The organism is Enterobacter cloacae complex sp. ESBL7, assembly GCF_041679625.1.
Taxonomy (GTDB): domain Bacteria; phylum Pseudomonadota; class Gammaproteobacteria; order Enterobacterales; family Enterobacteriaceae; genus Enterobacter; species Enterobacter asburiae_B.
In genome coordinates, this window is record NZ_JBGORN010000001.1 from 1008094 (window position 1) to 1028257 (window position 20164).

At 55.4% G+C, this 20164-nt stretch carries 18 protein-coding genes; 7 read left to right on the plus strand and 11 right to left on the minus strand.

The annotated features are described in order from the left end of the window. Positions 1–138 precede the first annotated feature (138 nt). Positions 139–1212 carry an acyltransferase family protein gene (locus ACERY3_RS04915; protein ID WP_373225174.1) on the minus strand — a complete coding sequence of 358 codons (1074 nt, stop codon included), beginning with the start codon at positions 1210–1212 and terminating at the stop codon, positions 139–141. Positions 1213–1468: 256 nt separating this feature from the next. On the opposite strand from ACERY3_RS04915, the gene lolC reads away from it, so the two are divergent. Genes lolC through cobB form a run of 5 tightly spaced genes read left to right on the plus strand, consistent with a single transcriptional unit; the run spans position 1469 to position 6407 of the window. Continuing rightward, complete coding sequence (gene lolC / locus ACERY3_RS04920) at positions 1469–2668, plus strand: lipoprotein-releasing ABC transporter permease subunit LolC (RefSeq protein ID WP_373225175.1); 1200 nt, start codon at positions 1469–1471, stop codon at positions 2666–2668. After that, positions 2661–3362, plus strand: a complete 702-nt coding sequence (gene lolD, locus ACERY3_RS04925) for a lipoprotein-releasing ABC transporter ATP-binding protein LolD (RefSeq protein WP_058840823.1) — start codon at positions 2661–2663, stop codon at positions 3360–3362. The genes lolC and lolD overlap by 8 nt, the downstream gene beginning before the upstream one ends. Then, a complete protein-coding gene (lolE, locus tag ACERY3_RS04930; RefSeq protein WP_058840822.1) occupies positions 3362–4606 on the plus strand; it encodes a lipoprotein-releasing ABC transporter permease subunit LolE in 1245 nt (414 codons plus the stop codon). Before lolD ends, lolE begins: the two co-directional genes overlap by 1 nt. Before the next feature lie 53 nt (positions 4607–4659). After that, positions 4660–5571, plus strand: a complete 912-nt coding sequence (gene nagK / locus ACERY3_RS04935) for an N-acetylglucosamine kinase (protein ID WP_058840821.1) — start codon at positions 4660–4662, stop codon at positions 5569–5571. A 14-nt stretch (positions 5572–5585) separates the two neighbouring features. After that, positions 5586–6407, plus strand: coding sequence for a Sir2 family NAD+-dependent deacetylase (cobB, locus tag ACERY3_RS04940; protein ID WP_045888802.1), 822 nt, complete (start codon positions 5586–5588; stop codon positions 6405–6407). Positions 6408–6451: 44 nt separating this feature from the next. Here the strand turns inward: cobB and ACERY3_RS04945 are convergent, their stop codons facing one another. After that, on the minus strand, positions 6452–8383 hold the full coding sequence (locus ACERY3_RS04945; protein WP_373225178.1) for a methyl-accepting chemotaxis protein: 1932 nt from the start codon (positions 8381–8383) through the stop codon (positions 6452–6454). Between the two features lie 236 nt (positions 8384–8619). On the opposite strand from ACERY3_RS04945, the gene ACERY3_RS04950 reads away from it, so the two are divergent. After that, the gene (locus ACERY3_RS04950) at positions 8620–9849 is read left to right on the plus strand and encodes an EAL and HDOD domain-containing protein (protein ID WP_058840819.1); all 1230 of its coding nucleotides are present in this window, start codon (positions 8620–8622) and stop codon (positions 9847–9849) included. A gap of 45 nt (positions 9850–9894) precedes the next feature. Here ACERY3_RS04950 and potD read toward each other — a convergent pair whose 3' ends face one another. The 4 genes from potD to potA are packed head-to-tail and all read right to left on the minus strand — an operon-like array spanning position 9895 to position 13703. Continuing rightward, a complete protein-coding gene (gene potD / locus ACERY3_RS04955) occupies positions 9895–10929 on the minus strand; it encodes a spermidine/putrescine ABC transporter substrate-binding protein PotD (RefSeq protein ID WP_058840818.1) in 1035 nt (344 codons plus the stop codon). Then, the gene (gene potC, locus ACERY3_RS04960) at positions 10926–11717 is read right to left on the minus strand and encodes a spermidine/putrescine ABC transporter permease PotC (RefSeq protein WP_058840817.1); all 792 of its coding nucleotides are present in this window, start codon (positions 11715–11717) and stop codon (positions 10926–10928) included. The genes potD and potC overlap by 4 nt, the downstream gene beginning before the upstream one ends. Next, the gene (gene potB, locus ACERY3_RS04965) at positions 11714–12571 is read right to left on the minus strand and encodes a spermidine/putrescine ABC transporter permease PotB (RefSeq protein WP_058840816.1); all 858 of its coding nucleotides are present in this window, start codon (positions 12569–12571) and stop codon (positions 11714–11716) included. The genes potC and potB overlap by 4 nt, the downstream gene beginning before the upstream one ends. Next, positions 12555–13703 (minus strand): spermidine/putrescine ABC transporter ATP-binding protein PotA, encoded by a 1149-nt coding sequence (gene potA, locus ACERY3_RS04970; protein WP_172620299.1) that lies wholly within the window; start codon positions 13701–13703, stop codon positions 12555–12557. Before potA ends, potB begins: the two co-directional genes overlap by 17 nt. Positions 13704–13940: 237 nt before the next feature. Between potA and pepT the strand changes: the two genes are divergently transcribed. Next, positions 13941–15164 carry a peptidase T gene (gene pepT, locus ACERY3_RS04975; RefSeq protein ID WP_032665021.1) on the plus strand — a complete coding sequence of 408 codons (1224 nt, stop codon included), beginning with the start codon at positions 13941–13943 and terminating at the stop codon, positions 15162–15164. 41 nt (positions 15165–15205) lie between these two features. Here the strand turns inward: pepT and ACERY3_RS04980 are convergent, their stop codons facing one another. The 5 genes from ACERY3_RS04980 to xisR form a co-directional block, all read right to left on the minus strand. Further along, positions 15206–16327, minus strand: a complete 1122-nt coding sequence (locus tag ACERY3_RS04980; protein WP_045889193.1) for a cupin domain-containing protein — start codon at positions 16325–16327, stop codon at positions 15206–15208. A gap of 91 nt (positions 16328–16418) precedes the next feature. Next, entirely contained in the window at positions 16419–17882 is a 1464-nt protein-coding gene (phoQ, locus tag ACERY3_RS04985; RefSeq protein ID WP_033145232.1) for a two-component system sensor histidine kinase PhoQ, read from the minus strand. Continuing rightward, positions 17883–18554: a two-component system response regulator PhoP gene (phoP, locus tag ACERY3_RS04990; RefSeq protein WP_028019015.1), complete on the minus strand. Its 672-nt coding sequence runs from the start codon at positions 18552–18554 to the stop codon at positions 17883–17885. It abuts the gene before it with no gap. Between the two features lie 73 nt (positions 18555–18627). Continuing rightward, complete coding sequence (locus tag ACERY3_RS04995) at positions 18628–19914, minus strand: Arm DNA-binding domain-containing protein (protein ID WP_373225548.1); 1287 nt, start codon at positions 19912–19914, stop codon at positions 18628–18630. Beyond that, positions 19914–20129, minus strand: coding sequence for an excisionase family protein (gene xisR / locus ACERY3_RS05000; protein ID WP_373225179.1), 216 nt, complete (start codon positions 20127–20129; stop codon positions 19914–19916). The genes ACERY3_RS04995 and xisR overlap by 1 nt, the downstream gene beginning before the upstream one ends. Between the last annotated feature and the right edge of the window lie 35 nt (positions 20130–20164).

Sequence of the window (20164 nt, forward strand, 5' to 3'; positions counted from 1 at the left end):
AGTCTCTTATGGATATACCAACAGTATTGGGGCATATCACTGATACGCAATGTCTTTATTATCCTCGATCGTTTTACATAAGCAAATCGTAACCGCACGGCAGGGCTAAACGCCCCCGAAACGGGGGCGGAGAGGGCATTAACGCGTTGAAGGTGACAGGGTTAGCGTAGACGGAGGAGAGAAGAACACGTCCCCAAACAGCGCGGTGGAGATTTTACGCACTCCGAGCCCGGCAAGGGTACAGATAAGCAGGCTGGCAAACGGGTAGACCAGCACCAGGGTGAGCTCTGCCCAGACCGGCCACGAGGCGGCATTCATTTCGTCAATCAGGAACAGGCTAAAGGCCTCAATCAGGATGCGGTGGGTGGTATAAATCGCAATGGTGTTTGAGCCAATCACGTTCAGCAGATTGTTCGGGTGAACGGCATAGCGCTGCTCGAGGCTGTAGAACAGCTTCATGATCAGCACAATCGACAGCAATGAGAGCAGCAGCGGAACGTTAGCAAACCACAACACCACGGAGACGACGGCGAAAGCCCCGGTAGCCAGCCAGATGCGGCGCAGGTTGACGCTTTTCATCCACGCCATCAGCTCTGCGCCATACCACGCCCCGAGGCTGTAGTAGATCATGTTGCGTACCACGCTGTTCATTCCCCACCACGGCAGCGGCAGGAAGTTAATCGCGATGCTTGCCAGCGCCAGCAGTCCCAGTACCGGCAGCTTCCAGCGGCTCAGCAGTTTACACAGCGTGAAGTAGACCACCAGGGCATACAGATACCACAGGCTGGTGCTTGCGGTCAGCATACCCCGTACAAATCCTGAGAGCGAGTCGGCGTAGGCCGCGTTCGACGCGGTGGCAAGCTCACGCTCGGGCGCCAGCCAGGCGTTCAGGTGGGTCAACGCCTGCCATTGCAGAACGCCCCACAGCGTCAGGACCCAGACAATGCTCCAGATCCGTTTATCGAGACTGGTTCGCCAGTCCACTTCGTCAATATAACGACGGATCAGATAGCCGGAGATAAAGAAGAAGACCGGCATACGAAACGGTGCGAGATAGAGGTTAAAATAGACCCAGCATTTGGCGAGAAGGCCGGAGAGGGGGTGCTGCAGGCCGATCAGATGCGGATAAAACGTGATAACCGAATGATAGATAACCACCAGGCAGATACACAGCCCTTTTATCTGGTTAATCCATAATGCTTTTTGCTTCATTGTTCGCCACTACCTTATTGCCATAAACGAACGAGCAATTGTTGTAAAACGAAGCCGGGATGTAATGGGTAACAGTCTGTATCCGGCAGTTTTTCGGAAAAGGTGGAGGTTGCGAGGTGAGTATTCAGACAATAGCACTCTGATTTATCTGAATTTTTCGGAAGAATGATTACCAAAGCTTACTGTTTCAGTCATTTACGCTTAAAGGATTCGCTTATATACTCGTGGGTCTGCTATCAGCAAACAGACGGATTTCATGTATCAACCTGTCGCACTCTTCATAGGCTTACGTTACATGCGTGGGCGCGCCGCGGACCGCTTCGGTCGCTTTGTCTCCTGGCTTTCGACTATTGGCATTACGCTTGGCGTGATGGCACTGGTGACGGTACTTTCCGTCATGAATGGCTTTGAGCGCGAGCTGCAAAACAACATCCTGGGGCTGATGCCGCAGGCCGTTCTCTCATCATCCAACGGTTCGGTTAACCCGCAACAGCTGCCGGAAAGCGCGGCGAAGTTACAGGGCGTCACGCGCGTTGCGCCGTTGACGACCGGTGACGTGGTGCTGCAAAGCGCCCGCAGCGTGGCGGTCGGCGTGATGCTGGGTATTGACCCGGCGCAAAACGATCCGCTGACGCCGTATCTGGTTAACGTGAAGCAGACCGATCTGGAAGCCGGGAAATACAACGTGATTCTGGGTGAACAGCTTGCCGGACAGCTTGGCGTCAACCGCGGTGACCAGCTGCGCGTAATGGTGCCTTCTGCCAGCCAGTTTACGCCGATGGGGCGCCTGCCAAGCCAGCGCCTGTTTAACGTGATCGGTACCTTTGCCGCCAACAGCGAAGTCGATGGTTACCAGATGCTGGTTAACATTCAGGACGCTTCACGCCTGATGCGCTACCCGGCAGGGAATATCACCGGCTGGCGCCTGTGGCTCGACGCGCCGCTGAAGGTCGATACCCTCAGCCAGCAAAAACTGCCGGACGGCACCAAATGGCAGGACTGGCGCGAGCGTAAAGGCGAACTGTTCCAGGCCGTGCGGATGGAAAAAAATATGATGGGGCTGCTGCTGAGCCTGATCGTGGCCGTGGCCGCATTTAACGTCATTACCTCGCTGGGCCTGATGGTGATGGAGAAGCAGGGCGAAGTCGCCATTCTGCAAACCCAGGGGCTCACGCCGCGCCAGATCATGGCGGTGTTTATGGTGCAGGGGGCCAGCGCAGGCATCATCGGCGCGCTGCTCGGCGCCGTGCTGGGGGCCTTGCTTGCCAGCCAGCTTAATAACTTAATGCCGATCATCGGCGCCCTGCTCGACGGCGCGGCGCTGCCGGTGGCTATCGAGCCGCTGCAGGTGGTCGGTATTGCGCTGGCCGCGATGGCCATTGCGCTGCTTTCTACGCTTTATCCTTCCTGGCGCGCTGCCGCCACTCAACCCGCTGAGGCTTTACGTTATGAATAAGATCCTGTTGCAATGCGACAACCTGTCCAAACGCTATCAGGAAGGCTCTGTGCAGACTGACGTACTGCACAATGTGAGCTTCAGCGTGGGCGAAGGCGAGATGATGGCGATTGTCGGCAGCTCCGGCTCGGGCAAAAGCACGCTGCTGCATCTGCTGGGCGGGCTGGATACGCCAACCGAGGGCGACGTGATTTTCTCCGGCCAGCCGATGAGCAAAATGTCCTCCGCGGCGAAGGCCGAGCTGCGTAACCGCGAGCTGGGCTTTATCTACCAGTTCCACCACCTGCTGCCGGATTTCACGGCGCTGGAAAACGTGGCGATGCCGCTGCTGATTGGCAAAAAGAAACCGGCAGAAATTAACGCCCGCGCCAGCGACATGCTCAAAGCGGTAGGGCTGGGCCATCGCGGTAACCATCGTCCCTCTGAGCTTTCCGGCGGCGAGCGCCAGCGCGTGGCGATTGCCCGTGCGCTGGTCAACAACCCGCGTCTGGTGCTGGCGGATGAGCCTACCGGTAACCTGGATGCCCGCAATGCGGACAGTATTTTCCAGCTTCTGGGCGAGCTGAACGCCTCGCAGGGCACCGCGTTTCTGGTCGTAACCCACGATCTGCAGCTGGCAAAACGCATGGGGCGTCAGCTTGAGATGCGCGACGGCCATCTGAACGCGGAACTGACCCTGATGGGAGCAGAGTAATGGCGTCACCGTTATCCTTCCTCATTGGTTTACGTTTTAGCCGCGGCCGCCGCCGCGGCGGCATGGTGTCGCTGATCTCCGTCATCTCGACCATCGGCATTGCGCTCGGTGTGGCGGTGCTGATTGTCGGCTTGAGCGCCATGAACGGCTTTGAGCGCGAGCTGAATAACCGCATTCTGGCGGTAGTGCCGCACGGGGAGATCGAGCCGGTTAACCAGCCGTGGACGAACTGGGGCGATGCGCTCGCCAAAGTCGAAAAGGTGCCGGGCATTGCCGCGGCCGCGCCCTACATTAACTTTACAGGGCTGGTGGAGAGCGGGGTAAACCTGCGCGCCATTCAGGTGAAAGGGGTCAACCCCGCCCAGGAAGCGCGTCTCAGCGCGTTGCCAAACTATGTGCAGAACGGCGCGTGGGCCAACTTTAAGGCCGGCGAGCAGCAGATCATCATGGGTAAAGGCGTGGCCGATGCCCTGAAGGTGAAGCAGGGCGACTGGGTGTCGATCATGATCCCGAACGCCAGCGCCGACCACAAGCTGCAGCAGCCTAAGCGCGTGCGCCTGCACGTCACCGGTATTCTTCAGCTGAGCGGTCAGCTTGACCATAGCTTTGCGATGGTGCCGATGGAGGATGCGCGCCAGTATCTCGACATGGCTGACAGCGTGACGGGCATTGCCATTAAGGTGAACGACGTCTTTAACGCCAACAAACTGGTTCGCGACGCGGGCAGCGTGACCAATAACTATGTCTACATCAAAAGCTGGATCGGCACTTACGGCTATATGTACCGTGATATCCAGATGATCCGCGCCATTATGTATCTGGCGATGGTGCTGGTGATTGGTGTCGCGTGCTTTAATATCGTCTCGACGCTGGTTATGGCGGTCAAGGACAAGAGCGGCGACATCGCCGTGCTGCGTACGCTGGGGGCGAAAGATGGTCTTATTCGCGCCATCTTCGTCTGGTACGGTTTGCTGGCGGGGCTGTTCGGTAGCCTTTGCGGCGTGGTGATTGGCGTGGTGGTTTCCCTGCAGCTAACGCCGATTATCAACGGGATCGAAAAGCTTATTGGTCACCAGTTCCTGTCGGGTGATATCTACTTTATTGACTTCCTGCCGTCTGAACTGCACTGGCTGGACGTTTTTTATGTGCTGGTTACAGCACTTTTACTGAGTCTGCTGGCAAGCTGGTATCCGGCGCGTCGCGCAAGCCGAATTGATCCGGCGAGGGTATTAAGTGGCCAGTAATTACGTCATGATCTAGCGGCTTTCTGGCCGCCAGGTTAAAAGAGGAATGCGTTATGTATTACGGATTTGATATTGGCGGCACCAAGATTGCGCTCGGCGTGTTTGATAAAGACCTCAAACTACAGTGGGAAACCCGCGTTCCCACGCCGCGCGAAAGCTACGACGAATTTTTAACCGCGATTGCCGCGCTGGTGGCGCAGGCCGATGAACGCTTTGGCGTGAAAGGCAGCGTCGGCATCGGCATTCCGGGTATGCCCGAAACCGACGACGGCACGCTGTATGCCGCCAACGTGCCTGCCGCCAGCGGTAAACCGCTCCGCGCCGATCTCTCTGCCCTCCTTGAACGCGACGTGCGTTTAGACAATGATGCTAACTGCTTTGCGCTCTCCGAAGCCTGGGACGATGAGTTCCGTCAGTATCCGCTGGTGATGGGGCTGATCCTCGGTACCGGCGTCGGCGGGGGAATTGTGATCAACGGGAAGCCAATCACCGGGCGCAGCTACATCACCGGCGAGTTTGGTCATATCCGTCTCCCGGTGGATGCCCTGGAGGTAGTGGGGCGCGATTTCCCGCTGACCCGCTGCGGCTGCGGCCAGCACGGCTGTATTGAGAACACCCTCTCCGGTCGCGGGTTTGCATGGCTTTACGAACACTTCTATCATCAGAAACTTGAAGCCCCTCAAATCATTACCCTGTGGGAGCAAGGGGATGCGCAGGCGCGTGAGCACGTCGAGCGCTATCTGGATCTGCTGGCGGTGTGTCTGGGAAATATTCTCACCATCGTCGACCCGGATCTGCTGGTGATCGGGGGAGGGCTTTCAAACTTTACCGCGATTACGGAACGGTTGTCCGGGCGTTTGCCCCGACATTTATTGCCGGTTGCCCGCGTGCCGCGTATTGAACGCGCGCGACACGGGGACGCAGGAGGCATGCGCGGAGCCGCATTCCTTCATCTCACCGATTAGTTTACGAGGTTTCTATGCTGTCGCGTCGCCAGGGTCGACTCAGCCGTTTTCGCAAAAACAAACGCCGCTTGCGTGAGCGCTTGCGCCAGCGGATTTTTTTCAGAGACAGAATAATGCCAGAAGCGATGGATAAACCCAGAGTGGTGGTGCTGACCGGGGCGGGGATCTCCGCCGAGTCAGGAATTCGAACCTTCCGCGCGGCGGACGGGCTGTGGGAAGAGCACCGCGTGGAGGATGTAGCCACGCCGGAAGGCTTTGCCCGCGATCCGGATCTCGTCCAGGCGTTTTACAACGCCCGCCGCCGTCAGCTTCAGCAGCCTGACGTCGCGCCGAATGCGGCGCATCTGGCGCTGGCGAAGCTCGAAGAGGCGCTCGGCGATCGTTTTCTGCTGGTGACGCAGAATATCGATAACCTGCACGAGCGGGCCGGTAACAAGAACATCATCCACATGCACGGCGAGCTGCTCAAGGTTCGCTGCGCCTGGAGCGGTCAGGTGCTGGACTGGCAAGAGGACGTGCTGCCTGAGGATAAGTGCCACTGCTGCCAGTTCCCGTCGCGCCTGCGTCCGCACGTGGTCTGGTTCGGTGAAATGCCGCTGGGAATGGATGATATCTACAGCGCGCTGGCGATGGCCGACGTATTTATCGCCATCGGCACATCCGGTCATGTTTACCCGGCGGCGGGGTTTGTCCACGAAGCGCGCCTGCACGGTGCGCATACGGTAGAACTCAACCTTGAGCCAAGCCAGGTGGGCAGCGAGTTTGAAGAGAAACACTACGGTCTGGCAAGCACGGTCGTCCCGGAGTTTGTCGACAAGCTGCTGAAAGGGCTGTAACGGCAATCGCCTAAAAGGCACCCGTCCAGCGGGTGCCTTTTTATTTATGAATGGAAGAACGCCAGCGTCTTCTCGAGCGATTTAGCCTGCTCATCCAGCGAGAGCGCCGCCGCAGAGATCTGCTGAACCAGAGAGGCGTTCTGCTGGGTCGTGCTGTCCATCTGGTTAACGGCGGTGCTGACCTGGCTAATCCCGCGATTTTGCTCGTCCAGCGCCTGAACGATATCGTTGATGACCAGATGCACATGCGACACCGCTTCAATCACCTGTTTCATCATCACGCCGGTTTCATTGACCAGCTCAACGCCTTTGCTCACGCGCCCTGAGGACTCGGCAATCAGCTGAGAGATCTCTTTTGCCGCGTTAGCGCTTCGCTGGGCAAGATTGCGCACTTCCCCTGCGACGACCGCGAAACCGCGCCCCTGTTCGCCTGCCCGTGCCGCTTCAACGGCAGCATTCAGCGCCAGGATATTGGTCTGGAAGGCGATGCCATCGACGATGCTGTTAATCTCGCCGATCTTACGCGCGCTCTCATCAATCTCCCCAATCACCACGACCACGTCGTTCACCAGCGTTTCGCCATGCCCGGCGAGGCTCGCGGCGCGATCGGTCAGCGTGGTCGCCTTGTGGGCGTTGTCGGCGTTATTCTTCACCGTGACCGAAATCTCTTCCATGCTGGCTGCCGTTTCAACAATCGCAGCCGCCTGTTCCTCGGTTCGCGAGGCGAGGTCCAGGTTGCCCGCCGAAATTTCGCTGGTGCCGCCGTGCACGGAGTGGCTGGCTTCGCTGATGTTGTCGACGATGCGCTTGAGCTGCATCTGCATGGTGTGCAGGGCATAAAAAATGCTGTGGGTATCTCCGGAACGCACCGGGATGGTGTTGTTCAGGTCTCCCCGGGCAACGGCCAGGGCGATCCCGGCCGCCTCCGAAGGTTCTCCCCCAACCGGACGGTCAACTTTGCGGGTGAAGATCTGTGCCATGACCAGGCTAACCGCCACGATGCTTAACACCATCATGATGATGGCTTTCAGTAAAAATGCACGCGCTTCGGCCATCACTTCGCTGACCGGCGTGATAATGGCGAGTTTCCACGGCGTCTGGCTGTTACCGACGGCGATGTCCTGCCAGGTGATGAACACGTCCTCCTTCAGCAGCGGATCGTTGATGCGGGTGACGTCATGACCGGCAATCTGACCGGCGTAAGGCTTGCCCGCCGCGCGCTTGTCCGGGCTGGGCACCACGTTATTACCCGCTGAGAGGAGCAGGGCATAGCCCGTGCCGTTCCACGGTTTAATCGCGCCGATCGTCGACTGCAGCGTGGCGAGAGAGAAGTCAGAGGTGACCGAGCCCAGAAACTGACCGTCACGCATGATGGGGGCGGCAATCGAGGTGAGCATCACGTCCACGCCGTTGTAGGGATAGATATAGGGCTCGATGATCACATCTTTATGGCGTTGTTTCGGCAGCAGATAATAATCGCCGCTGCCGGGCGTTTCGATGTCCGTCAGCAGGTGTAATGCCGGTTTGCCGGTGGCGTCCCGGTCAACGTAGCGGGCGTAGCGCCCGGCAGGATCTTCACCGCTTTGACCGGCCCAGACGGCATCTTTATCGTCGAACGCGTTAGGCTCAAAGGCCATCGACATGGAGAGAAACTGCGGGTGAGCCGAAAGGTAGTGGATGAGCAGCTGGTTCAGGCTCTGACGATCGGATACGCCCGCCTCGCGCAGCGCCAGGGCGCTGTTGCCCATATCCCGGGCGGCAGTCAGGGCAGAATCCAGCTGTTTACTGACCTGCAACGCTTGCACCTCGGCAATCTGGCGGATATGCTTTTTGGCCAGAACCTCCTGCTGTGCCATCCACTGCCACATCATAAACCCGATCGTTGCCGTAAAGCCCACCGTTACGGTGAGGAAAATGGACAATAGCATCAACGTCTTGACTCTTATTTTTTTTCTTTGGACCACGGCGTCTTTCATTCTCATCTCCCGTAATATCGTGCATGTCGGGCAGGCACATATTCCTTATCGGATATTTTCTCCTCTTTCTGTAGAGCGCCAGGGATATTTAATTTAAATTTTGATTTGTAAATCCAGTTAATTAGTGTGGATGCTTTTATTTTGTGCATTCAATCAAAATAGTGCTCGATAAAGCTCGTTATCGTCGTGTAGAAAGAGGATGCTAATAAATATAAAGTTGTAGAGGAGGATGGGATATGTACGGATTTATTGCGCGACAACCCATTTTTAACCCTGAGATGAAGACGGTGGCCTATGAACTGCTCTTCAGAGATGGGATGACAAACCGTTTTCCGGACGTGTCGGCGGAATATGCCACCTCCAGGATGATCTCAGATCAGTTTTTATGCGTGCCGTCCCAGCGCATCGCCGGGGCACATACGTCGTTTATTAATTTCCCGTCGCGAATGGTCATAGACCGCAGTGGAGAAGCGCTGGATAAAGAGAGCGTGGTCATTGAGATCCTGGAAGATGCTGTGCCGGGAGCGGAGCTGTTGCAGGCTGTCAGGGAGATGAGTGCGGATGGTTATCAGTTTGCGCTTGATGATTTCACGCTTGCGCCAGAATGGGATGTTTTTTTACCCTATATTTCAATACTGAAGTTTGACGTCAGGAATTATACCTTAGCGCAAATTAAACAGTATCTGAAAGAGCGTAAACATTTAACCGGGCATATTAAATATCTCGCTGAAAAAATTGAGACTAAAGAGGAATTCAGCCAATACAGGGAAGAGGGATTCTCGCTGTTTCAGGGCTATTTTTTCTGCCGTCCGGAGGTCATTAAATATAAACGGCTATCGCAAAATCAGCTGGCGATTTTTCGGCTGCAAATGGAGGTCGGACGCAATAAACCCGATTTTCGGATCGTCGAGTCGTTGATTAAAACCGATCTTACGCTGTCCTATAAGATTATGCGCTACATGAAGCACACCGCATTTAAACATATCGGTGCCTGTAATTTCAGCAAGTTAACCCTGAGCGAAGTCCTGAGATACCTCGGGGAAAACCAGCTGAGACGGTTTGTTGCCGTCGTGGTCCTCGCCAGTGCGGGCAATGACACCGTCAGCGAGCTTTACCCGTTGAGCATGATGCGCGGCAAGTTCTGTGAGCTGATCGCCGAGACGATGAAAGAACCGGCGCTGGCGGAAAATGCCTTCATGTGCGGCCTGTTCTCTCTGCTCGATACCCTCCTTGAGCTGCCGATGGCAGAGTTGATGAAGCAAATTGCGGTCCCGCAAAGCGTGAGCAATGCGCTGTGCCATCAGGAGGGACGGTTAGCCGATATGGTGAGCCTGTGCCGTTACTATGAACAGCAGCAGTGGGACGAGGCGACCCGGGTTCGTCAGGCGCTGGGTCTGACGGATGAGGATGTGGTTGAGGCGATGAGAAAGGCGACAATCTGGGCAGGGGAGAATGCGGTCAGTTAATCCTTCCTCACGCCGTACGGGCGGCGTGAGGAGAACGCGATACCGTTACCGGCCCGCTTTTAATTTCTGGTAATACTCTTCGTAGAGGCGGCTGGCGTCACCGACATCGTTCTGCCACTCACCTTTGCTGATGGTTTCGGCATCCGGGTAGAGCGATTTATCGTTAGCCACTTCAGGCTTCAGCAGCTTGCGTGCGGCGAGGTTTGGCGTCGGGTAGCCAATCGTCTCGGCAACCTGTTTCGCTACGTCCGGGCGCAGCAGGAAGTTAATCAGCTTGTGCGCCCCTTCAACGTTTTTCGCGTTGGCGGGGATCGCAAGGCTGTCCATCCAGAAGATCCCGCCTTCTTTCGGCCAGACCACCTCAAGCGGCGTACCGGCCTGGCGGGCAACATACGCGGAGCCGTTCCACACCATCCCCAGATTTACTTCGCCTTCCATATACGGGTTTGCCGGGTTATCAGAGTTAAACGCCGCCACGTTAGGCATCAGCTTTTTCAGCTCGGCATATGCCGCTTCAATCTCTTTAGGATCCGTCGTGTTGCCCGAGTAGCCCAGCTTGCGCAGCGCGACCTGGAACACTTCACGCGCGTCGTCGGTTAACAGCAGGCTACCCTTGTACTCTGGTTTCCAGAGATCGGCCCAGCTTGTCACCGTTTTTGGATCGACGGCCTCGCTGTTCACGCCAATCGCGGTTGCCCCCCAGATATACGGAATGGAGTAGTCGTTATTGGGGTCGAACGGCTTGTTGAGCATCTCTGGATCGAGGTTTGAAAAATTGGTTAGCTTCGTTTTGTCGATCTTCTGGATCATGCCCTCTTTGCGCATTTTGTCGACAAAGTAGGTGGAAGGCACGACCAGATCGTACGCGCCGTCTTTGTAGGTTTTCAGCTTGGCGTACATGGTTTCATTCGACTCGTAGGTCGAGTAGATAACCTTGATGCCCGTCTCCTTCGTGAACTGTTCCAGCAGGCCCGGCGGCACGTACTCGGTCCAGTTGTAGAAGTAGAGCGTTTTGCTGTCATCAGCGTGCGCGGCACCCATGCCAAGCACCAGCGCCGCAGCGGCGAGCATTTTTTTCATTTCATTGTCCCCTGAGATTTTATTTTATCACGAGCAATAACCTGGCTGGCGATCACCAGAACCAGCGAAAACACCAGCAGAATGGTCGCCAGCGCGTTCACCTCCGGTGAGACGCCGACTTTCACCATGGAATAGATCTTCAACGGCAGAATTTCATAGCTCGGACCGGTGACGAAGGAGGACACGACCACGTCATCCATCGACAGGGTGAAGCTAAGTAGCCATCCGGCCGCCACGGCGGGCATCGCCAGCGGCAGGATGATTTTGCGCAGGATGATCGTCTCGCTGGCGCCCAGATCCTTCGCCGCCTCCAGCATGCGCACGTCGAACCCTTTCAGGCGCGCGAAAACGGTCACCACCACAAACGGCAGGCAGAAGGTGATATGCGAGAACAGCAGCGTCCAGAAGCCAAGCTGTACGCCCAGCAGCATAAACAGCACCAGCAGCGAAATGGCCATCACGATGTCCGGCGACATCATCACCACAAACAGCATGCCGCTGACGAACGGTTTGCCGCGAAAGCGATAGCGGTACAGCGCCACGGCGGTGAGCGAGCCAATCAGCGTCGCGAAGGTGGCGGAGAAGATCGCCATCGTCAGCGAGTGCTGAGCGGCCTGAAGGAGGCTATCGTTGTTCATCAGCAGGCTGTACCAGCTGGTGGTAAAGCCCTGCCAGTTGATCCCGAAGCGTGAGCTGTTAAACGAGTTCACGATCAAAATAACGATCGGGATATAGAGCCAGGCATAAATGGCGGTCATAAAACCGCCGCGAAGCAGTCGACCGATCATTCGAGTTCCACCTTCTTATTCAGCAAGCGTGAGGCGCGCCAGTAGACCAGCAGCATCAGGCCCATGACCACCGTCAGCGTAATGCTGGTCGCGGAGCCGAACGGCCAGTCGCGGATGTTCAGGAACTGGCTCTTGATCACGTTACCGATCAGCAGGTTTTTCGCGCCGCCCATCAGATCCGACACGTAGAACAAGCCCATCGCCGGGAGCATTACCAGCAGACAGCCCGCAATAATGCCCGGCATGGTCAGCGGGATAATAATGCGGATGAAGGTCTGCAGCTTGTTAGCGCCCAGATCTTTTGCCGCCTCCAGCAGCGGTTTATCTAGCTTCTCGATGCTGGAGTAGAGCGGCATCACCATAAACGGCAGCAGGATATAGACCAGGCCGACAATCACTGCGCTCGGGGTAAACATGATGCGGATCGGCGTATCAATCACTCCCAGCCACAGCAGAAACTCGTTGAGATAGCCTTTAGTGCTAAGGAAGATTTTCAGCCCGTAGATGCGGATTAACGAGTTGGTCCAGAAGGGAACAATCAGTAAAAACAGCAGCAGGGGCCGCACCTTTTGCGGCAGGCCCGCGAGGAACCATGCGAAAGGATACCCCAGCACCAGACAGGCAAGGGTGGTAATCAGCGCCATATTTAGCGAGTGCAGCAGCACGTCAAAATAGAGCGGATCGAGCAGGCGCGCGTAGTTGTCCAGCGTAAAGACCAGCGAAACGAAGCTAGCGTCGTCGCGGGTCAGAAAGCTGGTGGCAACGATCATCAGGTTGGGCAAAAAGACAAACAGCACAAGCCAACCGACGATCGTGGCGATCACCACATTCTGGAATTTACTTGTGTTCTTCATCAGCCAGCACAACCTCCCAGCTTTCTACCCAGTTGATAACCATTTTCTGGTCGAGAGAGTGGTCGAAGTCAGGGTCGTCTTCGTTAAAGAATTCGCTGACCATCACCATCTTGCCGTTCTCCAGCTCGACAACGGACTCCAGCGTCATTCCTTTGTAGTTGCGCTCGCGGATATAGCCGATTAACCCTTCAGCCTCTGTATTGCCGTGAATTTCATCGACGCGCAGATCTTCCGGGCGCAGCAGAACGTTGAGCTTTTGTCCCTTTTCGACGGGGAAATTCACCGTGATATTGCACTCGCGTCCTTCGACGCTGGCGCGCACGCGCTGGTCGTCCAGACGCTCAATCACCGTAGCGTCGAAGATATTGATCTCGCCAATGAAGCTGGCGACAAACAGATTCTTCGGCTCTTCGTAGATTTCGCGCGGCGTGCCGTCCTGCTCGATTTTGCCGTCGCGCATTACCACGATGCGGTCGGACATGGTCAGGGCCTCTTCCTGATCGTGGGTGACGAAGACAAAGGTAATGCCGAGCTTGCGCTGCAGGGCTTTAAGCTCGTTCTGCATCTGCTTGCGCAGCTTGTAATCCAGCGCGGAGAGGGATTCATCCAGCAGGAGCAGGCGCGGCTTGTTGACCACGGCGCGTGCGATGGCTACACGCTGCTGCTGGCCGCCGGAAAGCTGATGGGGTTTACGCTGGGCAAACGTCTCAAGCTGCACCATGCGCAGGGCGTCGATGACGCGCGGTTCGATCTCATTCGCCGGCGTTTTTTGCATCCGCAGGCCAAACGCCACGTTTTCAAACACGGTCATGTGCGGGAACAGGGCGTAGCTCTGAAAGACGGTGTTGACGTGGCGATCTTCGGCAGGAACTTGGGTGATGTCCTGGTTTTCAAGATGGATATGGCCGTTATCGACGCTTTCCAGCCCGGCGATAAGGCGCAGTACGGTTGTTTTGCCGCAGCCCGAGGGGCCAAGCAGCGTCAGAAACTCACCGTCATTGATGGTCAGAGTGAGGTCGGAAATAACGTCTTTACCATCAAAACTTTTACGAATTCGTTCCAGTTGCACCAGCGGTGAACGTGAACGGGATTGTGTATTCAATTTTTGCGCTGTCCCATATAGACGCCTCAGGCAGCAGACTGAAGCGGGGTTTGTGTGTAACCACCTTGGTGACTCGTAATGAGGGCGGACATTCTACGGCAATCCCCTGCGAACGCCAAACCTTGTCACTGATTCATAAGCTACATTTACTAACGCATAACCATATAAACGGAAAATATTCTCGTTTGCGGGATAAAAGTGACCTGACGCAATATTTGCGTTTTGATGCTTACTGATAATGTTGTCACGAAAAGTGAGGGTGACTGCATGGATAAATTACTTGAGCGTTTTTTACAGTACGTTTCGCTGGATACCCAATCTAAGCCGGGTGTTCGCCAGGTGCCGAGCACTGAAGGCCAGTGGAAGTTATTAAACCTGCTTAAAGAGCAGCTTGACGCCATGGGGCTGGTCAACGTCACGTTAAGCGAAAAAGGCACTGTGATGGCAACGCTGCCGGCGAATGTCCAGGGTGATATTCCGGCGATTGGCTTTATCTCCCATGTCGACACCTCTCCGGATTTTAGCGGTAAACATGTGAACCCGCAGATTGTGGAAAATTACCGCGGCGGCGATATTGCGCTGGGCATTGGCGACGAGGTGCTCTCGCCGGTGATGTTCCCCGTGCTGCACCAGCTGCTGGGCCAGACGCTGATCACCACCGACGGTAAAACGCTGCTGGGGGCGGATGACAAGGCGGGTATCGCGGAGATCATGACGGCGCTGGCGGTGCTGAAGGGCAAAAACATCCCGCACGGGGATATCCGCGTGGCCTTTACGCCGGATGAAGAGGTCGGCAAGGGCGCGAAGCACTTCGACGTGGAAGCTTTTAACGCGCAGTGGGCCTATACCGTTGACGGCGGCGGCGTCGGTGAACTGGAGTATGAAAACTTCAATGCCGCGTCCGTCACGATCAAAATTGTCGGCAACAACGTTCATCCCGGCTCGGCGAAAGGCGTCATGGTGAACGCGCTGTCGCTGGCGTCCAGAATTCATGCAGAAGTCCCGGCGGAAGAGAGCCCTGAACAGACCGAAGGGTATGAAGGTTTCTATCACCTGACCAGCATCAAAGGCACCGTGGACAGCGCGCAGATGCACTACATCATCCGCGATTTCGACCGCAAAGCCTTTGAGGCGCGCAAGCGCAAGATGATGGAGATCGCGAAGAAGGTCGGTAAAGGGTTACACCCTGATTGCTATATTGAGCTGATCATTGAAGACAGCTACTACAACATGCGCGAGAAGGTGATGGCGCATCCGCATATTCTCGATATCGCCCAGCAGGCAATGCGCGACTGCGATATTGAACCGCAGCTGAAGCCGATTCGCGGCGGCACCGACGGTTCTCAGCTGTCGTTTATGGGGCTGCCGTGCCCGAACCTGTTTACCGGTGGCTACAACTACCATGGCAAGCATGAGTTCGTGACGCTCGAAGGAATGGAAAAAGCGGTGAAGGTGATAGTGCGGATAGCGGAGTTGACCGCGAAGCGGTAAGAAAAGCCCGGTGGCGAAGCGCCACCGGGAATTAAGGCGACTCAGTCCTCAAAGAACCAGTACCCGCTGTTGACCAGCGCGGCGAGCATCGCGAGGAAGGAAGGATCTTCCAGCGCATCGCCAAAGGTGTCGGCAGTCAGCACCAGATGGCTGGCAATGGCTTCCAGCGCCGGACGGTGCGGAGAGTCCAGCCTCTCGCCGTTGACGAACACCTCTTCACCAATGCGCAGCACGCGCAACCCGCCCAGACGCGTCAGCTTGTCGCCCTGCTGAAGCGCATCATAAATTTCGTCAGCCTGATACGGCGGCTCCGGCGGCGCAACGTCCAGCTCATGACGAGACTGGCTGATAAACTCACCAAACCACTGTTTGAAGTGCTCCGGCTCGTTGATGAGATCCAGCATCATCCCGCGCAGCTTATCGAGTTCTTCTGGCAGAATATCCGCCGGATGCTCGCGCGCAGGCACATCAGGATCGCTGTAACGATAGCTGCCCAGCTCGCGTTGCAGAACATAGTCGGCAAATCCGCTGATCATCTCGCGACCGCTTGGCGCGCGGAACCCCACGGAGTAGTTGAGTGAGTTTTCCAGGGAGTAGCCTTCGTGAGGGAATCCCGGCGGAATGTAGAGAATATCACCCGGCTCCAGCTCTTCATCGATAATCCCTTCAAACGGGTCAACCTGAAGCAGGTCAGGATGCGGGCAGTGCTGCTTCATCGGGACTTTTTCGCCCACGCGCCAGCGGCGGCGGCCCGTACCCTGAATGATGAACACGTCGTACTGGTCAAGATGTGGACCTACGCCGCCGCCCGGCACGGAGAAGGAGATCATCAGATCGTCCATGCGCCAGTCGGGCAGGGCGCGGAAGGGACGCATTAGCGCGGCAGTCGGCTCGTGCCAGTGGTTGACCGCCTGCACAAGCAGCGACCAGTTGTTTTCACCGAGGTGATCGTAGCTTTCGAAAGGACCGTGGCTAACCTGCCATTTCCCGTCCTGGTGGCTGACCAGACGGCTGTCGACTTCGTTTTCCATGGCCAGACCAGCCAGCTCGTCAGGCGAGATAGGGTCGACAAAATTGCTGAATCCGCGTTTCAGAACCACCGGGCGTTTTTGCCAGTAGCGTTCAATAAACTCGGGCCAGTTAAGCGTTAAGTGATAATCCATATTTATTTATTCCGCAGGCTCTTACTGACTCGGATTATAACGGAAGCTCAGCCCCCCGGCTGCGAGATCCTCGCATTTTTCACATAACGGGTTAACTATCGTTCAATGTGGGCTGCTGGCGGCCAAAAATAACCTCCATTCTGGCGCCGCCCAGCAGACTTTCGCTGGTTTCGATTTTCCCGTCGTACTGGTCGACAATCTCACGGGCGACGGCTAACCCGACGCCCTGGCCAGGACGTAGCGTATCGGCGCGCTGACCGCGATCGAACACCACGTCGCGTTTATTTCGCGGGATCCCCGGGCCATCATCCTCAACGATAATATGCAGTTCGGTTTCCGTCTGACGCGCAGACACTTCCACGAACTCCAGACAGTATTTGCAGGCGTTATCCAGCAGGTTACCCATCACTTCCATGAAGTCATTTTTTTCACCCACAAAGCTTATCTCTGGCGAGATATCGAGGCTGATGTTAACCCCTTTACGCTGATACACCTTGTTGAGGGCGGACGTGAGGTTATCCAGAAGCGGGGCTACCGGGTGCAGCTCTCGGCTCAGAAGCGCGCTGCCGGAACGCATGCTGGCGCGATGCAGGTAATAGCCAATTTGCTGTGAAATACGGCTGATCTGTTCCAGCATCACCGGCTCGGCATCATCGACGCTCAGCTTCGAACTGCGCATTGAACGCAGGGTACTTTGCATGACGGCCAGCGGTGTTTTCAGGCTGTGGGTCAGGTCGGTAAGGGTGGTACGGTATTTATCGTAGCGTTCGCGTTCACTTTTCAGCAGGCGGTTGAGGTTACGCACCAGGCTGGTGAGCTCACGGGTGGTTTCCGGGTTCAGCTTCTCGCGATGATGTTCTTCCAGCTCACGAACCTCTTTCGCCAGTGATTCAATAGGGCGCAAGCTCCACCACGCTGCCACCCACAGCAGCGGGATCACCAGCAGGAGATTCGCAGCCAGAACGTAGATGAACCAGCTCCAGACCATATAAGAACGCTTCAGCTCGACCGGAATGGTGTCGATCACCACAATGGTCAGCTGCGGCATGTTCAGCGTCGCCGGATAGAGGTTAATCGCGACGGAGTGCGTCATCTCCGTTTCGGCGTTGTCGGCGCGGATCTCGTTCAGCTTTTGCTGCAGGGAGCGATCTTCACGGATCAGCGAGCTGGTGGTGTTGAGATCGGCTTCAATTTCATGAAACCCGTTGGTTTTGAGCCAGTCCGGACGAATGCTTTTAACCAGCCAGGGGATATCACGCTGCGCCCACAGTAATTTCCCTTTTTCGTTATAAATCAGGGCCAGCGTTGGGCTCTGCTGGTTGAGGTTTTCCGGCATTTCGACGGTGATTCGGTTATTTTCCCATTTCGCCAGGGTATAAAACAGATTGCTTTCGCCGCGTAACAGTCGAAAGGTGGTTTTATCAAAGCTGACGCTGTAGCCCACCAGGGCGACCATGCCGTAGGAGAGCGACAGCACCAGCACGACGGCGGCTGTTGCCAGTAAGAAACGAACCCGCAGCGAGAGGGGCAGAATGTGGCGTAAAATCCCTCTCATTTAGCGTAATTCGAACAGGTAGCCCTGGCCACGGACGGTGGTAATCACATCCTGCGGATACTGCGCCTGAATTTTCTTACGCAAACGTCCCATCAGCACGTCAATGGTATGGCTCTCGCGCAGTTCAGCATCAGGATAAAGCTGGAGCATTAAGGAATCTTTGCTCACCACTTTGCCATTGTTACGGATCAGCGTTTCCATAATGGTGTATTCGAAGGCGGTGAGCTTAATCACTTCATCATTGATTGCTAATTCCCGGCGGGAGAGATCGACCTGGAATGGTGGGATGGAAATAACCTGTGAAGCCAGCCCGCTGTTGCGGCGTAACAGCGCCTGCATGCGCGCCGCCACCTCTTCAATATGAAACGGCTTGGTGACGTAATCGTCTGCACCCGCGCTGAGCACTTCGACCTTATCCTGCCAGCCTTCACGGGCGGTCAGAACCAGAACCGGCAGGGAGACATCGTGGCTGCGCCAGCGGCGAATTAACGACAGACCGTCTTCGTCAGGCAACCCTAAATCGACAATGGCGATATCCGGCAGGTGTTCATTGAGATAATAATCGGCTTCTTTTGCATCTTCAGCATCGTCCACCTGATGTCCCATCTCCTGAAGCTGAACCTTCAGGTGATGGCGTAGCAATGCGTTATCCTCAACAACCAGTACGCGCATCATCTCTTCTCCCTAAATAATTGGTATGAATAGTTTAACGCTGATTATGTTAGTTGGCACCAGCGTCATGAAATTAAATGACTTTTTTCAAGCTTCCAGACCCTTGGGGGCGTCCTGGGGGCATCGCCGTCGGCATCTGGTTGTTCAGCATGTTCACCTGATCCTGGTTCATATCGCCAATCCACTTCGAATAGACCTCATAAACCATCCGCGCATCCTCATGTCCCATCTGGCTGGCGATGAAAGACGGGTTAGCACCAGCCATTAGTGTCCAGCAGGCGTATGTGTGCCTGGACTGATATGGGTTTCTCTCGCGGATACCTGAAAGTTTAGTCCCACGATTCCAGCCATAAGAAATCGAATTTTTGGAGATATACCGCTCCTCTTTTGAGTCGCTCTCCTTTGGTGAAAAAACAAAACGCAGATTCTGCACCTCAGTTTTTCCAATTTCCCGGTGATGAAATATGATCTGCTGCCTGGGGGCATTGCCGGTGATGTCATACTGTTCTTTCAGTGCATCAAGGGCTGGCTTCAGCAGGGTGATCGTTCTGATGCCAGCATCTGTTTTCGGTGGCACAAACACCCGCTTGTTCGTCAGGCTTCTTGATACATGAATCTCACCTTTTCGCAGATCGATATCCTCCCACGCCAGAGCACAAATCTCGCCGGGCCTCATTCCCGTGTGGACGGCTACAATGATGATCAAAGCCAGCTTTCGGGGAAGGGCGGCAATCAATGCCTGGTACTCATGAAGTAAAAGCGGATCGGGGTCTGACTTAGATAGCTTTAGCCTGGATACGCCCTCATAAGGAGCGTGTAATATAAACTGACTTCTGTTCGCAAGCTTCAGCATTTCTGATAAAACAGCCATCTGTTTATTTACTGTTGAAGGCGCACGCCCCTTTTTGATTAGATTAGGCATTGAAGGGTTTAACACTTCCCCGGTCAGCAGCTCTCTTCGGTAATTCAAAATATCAGCATGCTGAATATCAGACAGGGGGGTATTACCACCCACTACACGCTTCAGTGTATTAACGGCAGATGTGATTGATAATAAGGTCGCTTCGGATACTTCCAGCGCCTTAGTTTCAATGAAAAAATCGCTCAGCTCTTTAAATGTCGTGATCCGCTTTGTTGATGAAAATTTTTTAAGTGCCCTTGATTCAGGGAAGCGTGACGCATAGTCGAACTGGCCGAGCTGGATTTCACTCATGATAACAGCACGTAGATTACCCGCTTTTTTGATATTACTGCTGTTTACAACCCAGCCACGGAGCACTTCGCGGCAACGGATGCCGCGATAGGTAAATGTGATCCTGATTTTTCCGTTATGCAGTTCAACGCCGGTGGGGAAATCCATCATGCTTCCTGAATAAATTTATTTATTAGCGGAAAGTTGTACCAGACCAAAGCGCGTTTGCTTTCTCCTCCGGGTACAGCAGGAACTCGCTTAAAATGAACCCCTTCAATCCAGCTGCCGAGCCGATAGGCTTTGATTTGCCTGTCGTCCAGCCCTGTCTTTTCAGTCAACCTTCCTGCTACCATCCACTCTTCATCAAAAATGATTTGCGCCATGCCTGACTCCATGACGCCGCCACGATAACGCAGCG

What these genes read in the sequence shown, in the direction of transcription:
- ACERY3_RS04995 (WP_373225548.1), bottom strand. Translation starts at nt 19,914, where the DNA reads ATGGATTTCCCCACCGGCGTTGAACTGCATAACGGAAAAATCAGGATC.
- potD (WP_058840818.1), bottom strand. Translation starts at nt 10,929, where the DNA reads ATGAAAAAAATGCTCGCCGCTGCGGCGCTGGTGCTTGGCATGGGTGCC.
- nagK (WP_058840821.1), top strand. Translation starts at nt 4,660, where the DNA reads ATGTATTACGGATTTGATATTGGCGGCACCAAGATTGCGCTCGGCGTG.
- phoQ (WP_033145232.1), bottom strand. Translation starts at nt 17,882, where the DNA reads ATGAGAGGGATTTTACGCCACATTCTGCCCCTCTCGCTGCGGGTTCGT.
- pepT (WP_032665021.1), top strand. Translation starts at nt 13,941, where the DNA reads ATGGATAAATTACTTGAGCGTTTTTTACAGTACGTTTCGCTGGATACC.
- ACERY3_RS04915 (WP_373225174.1), bottom strand. Translation starts at nt 1,212, where the DNA reads ATGAAGCAAAAAGCATTATGGATTAACCAGATAAAAGGGCTGTGTATC.
- lolD (WP_058840823.1), top strand. Translation starts at nt 2,661, where the DNA reads ATGAATAAGATCCTGTTGCAATGCGACAACCTGTCCAAACGCTATCAG.
- potB (WP_058840816.1), bottom strand. Translation starts at nt 12,571, where the DNA reads ATGAAGAACACAAGTAAATTCCAGAATGTGGTGATCGCCACGATCGTC.
- xisR (WP_373225179.1), bottom strand. Translation starts at nt 20,129, where the DNA reads ATGGCGCAAATCATTTTTGATGAAGAGTGGATGGTAGCAGGAAGGTTG.
- potC (WP_058840817.1), bottom strand. Translation starts at nt 11,717, where the DNA reads ATGATCGGTCGACTGCTTCGCGGCGGTTTTATGACCGCCATTTATGCC.
- phoP (WP_028019015.1), bottom strand. Translation starts at nt 18,554, where the DNA reads ATGCGCGTACTGGTTGTTGAGGATAACGCATTGCTACGCCATCACCTG.
- cobB (WP_045888802.1), top strand. Translation starts at nt 5,586, where the DNA reads ATGCTGTCGCGTCGCCAGGGTCGACTCAGCCGTTTTCGCAAAAACAAA.
- lolC (WP_373225175.1), top strand. Translation starts at nt 1,469, where the DNA reads ATGTATCAACCTGTCGCACTCTTCATAGGCTTACGTTACATGCGTGGG.
- ACERY3_RS04945 (WP_373225178.1), bottom strand. Translation starts at nt 8,383, where the DNA reads ATGAAAGACGCCGTGGTCCAAAGAAAAAAAATAAGAGTCAAGACGTTG.
- ACERY3_RS04980 (WP_045889193.1), bottom strand. Translation starts at nt 16,327, where the DNA reads ATGGATTATCACTTAACGCTTAACTGGCCCGAGTTTATTGAACGCTAC.
- lolE (WP_058840822.1), top strand. Translation starts at nt 3,362, where the DNA reads ATGGCGTCACCGTTATCCTTCCTCATTGGTTTACGTTTTAGCCGCGGC.
- ACERY3_RS04950 (WP_058840819.1), top strand. Translation starts at nt 8,620, where the DNA reads ATGTACGGATTTATTGCGCGACAACCCATTTTTAACCCTGAGATGAAG.